The following is a 1,353-nucleotide window of genomic DNA, read 5'->3' on the forward strand; positions in this document are numbered from 1 at the left end:
TACCGCAAACCGTACCAGACGCGCCACACCTATGCGTCGATGATGCTGTCGGCTGGAGAGCACCCGATGTGGGTGGCCCGGCAGATGGGCCACGCCAATGCAACCATCACGCTCAAAACCTACGCGCGGTGGATGCCAGAGGCCGACCAAACGGCGGGAAGTAAGGCAGTCGAGAAGTTCGCGGCGATGCTGCGATTCCCTGCCGATTCCGTACAGAAATCCAGCGAAAACAGCAGCAAGTAATCGCAGCCTGCTTTCCGTAAACCCTTGCTGGATATAGGAATGGTGGCGGAGAGAGGGGGATTCGAACCCCCGTTGCTCTACGTAGTTACGCCATTTGCGCCAAGATGCTGCGATAAAACTCCGGATTAATCACAACGTTGCATAGGCATAGGGTTATCCCTTTGTGGCATTATCCGGCTCTCAAGCAGGTGACAAGCATGAAGAAGACAAACAACTATCCGACTGTCACGGGCATCACATTTGCCGCGGCTGCACTGATCTGCATGGCGCTTCTGGCCGGCCCGCTCGCCGTCAAGAAAGGCATGAGCGAGCAGGACGTAGATGCGTTGCTGGGGCCGGCGGCCCGCGTTGAGCAGGTCGGCAATTCCACAGCGCTGCTCTACAAGAAGCACGAATTCGTGGGCTTTGGCTGGCGCACCGTCGATTACCCGGTGGTAATCAGCGGCGGGGAAGTCACCGATTATGGGGCCGGCGCTCTGCAGCGCTTGGGGCGCCCGCATGAATAATGAGCAGTTCCTTGACTTCTTCTATCAGGACTTCCAGCTGCACCTAGGCATTATCGCGGCTTGCCTTGTCATCTACTCGGCGATTTTCTGGAGGGCTTGCCGGTCGCTTGCTGATCCCCTCGCCTTCGGTGTGCTCGCGCAGGCCATGGCGGCCTCCGTGGTGTTCATGCTGCGGGCCGGTGGCGAGATAGCCGATGTCTACTTCTACAGCTTCATCGCCTGCGAATTGGCACTGCTGGCCGGATGCTTCCTGCTCGGCGCGCCGCGGCTACAGAAAGCCAAAGCTCTCCGCGACGCTCGCACGTTCGACATCGTGCACCACTGCTTCCTAGCCGTCTTCTGGCTGTCGTCGCTGGCGTTCCTGTCCAAAGCAGGTCTGCTCCTATTCACCGCTGAATCCCGCCTTGTGGTGATGCAGAACCTCGGCGCGCTGTCATGGTTCGTCGACGTTTGCTGGGTGGCTGTTCCGATCTTGGTCATGATGCGCTGGGCGCTGCTCGGCAAGCGCACGCGGCTGGATGTCGTATCGCTCGCCGCATGCATCCTGTTCCTGCTCACAAAGGGCGGCAAGTCCGATTTCATCATCCTCGTGTTCTCGGCCTAT

At 59.2% G+C, this 1,353-nt stretch carries 2 protein-coding genes and 1 pseudogene; all 3 read left to right on the top strand.

The features are described from left to right. A pseudogene (locus HQK15_RS18205) lies at positions 1-243 on the top strand (hypothetical protein); the annotation flags it as partial. A 197-nt stretch (positions 244-440) separates the two neighbouring features. Next, on the top strand, positions 441-749 hold the full coding sequence (locus HQK15_RS18210; protein ID WP_173492925.1) for a hypothetical protein: 309 nt from the start codon (positions 441-443) through the stop codon (positions 747-749). Beyond that, the coding region (locus HQK15_RS18215) for a hypothetical protein (RefSeq protein WP_173492926.1) at positions 742-1,353 on the top strand (612 nt) is incomplete at its 3' end. The genes HQK15_RS18210 and HQK15_RS18215, both read left to right, overlap by 8 nt.

Source organism: Aeromicrobium stalagmiti (assembly GCF_013283745.1).
GTDB lineage: Bacteria > Actinomycetota > Actinomycetes > Propionibacteriales > Nocardioidaceae > Aeromicrobium > Aeromicrobium stalagmiti.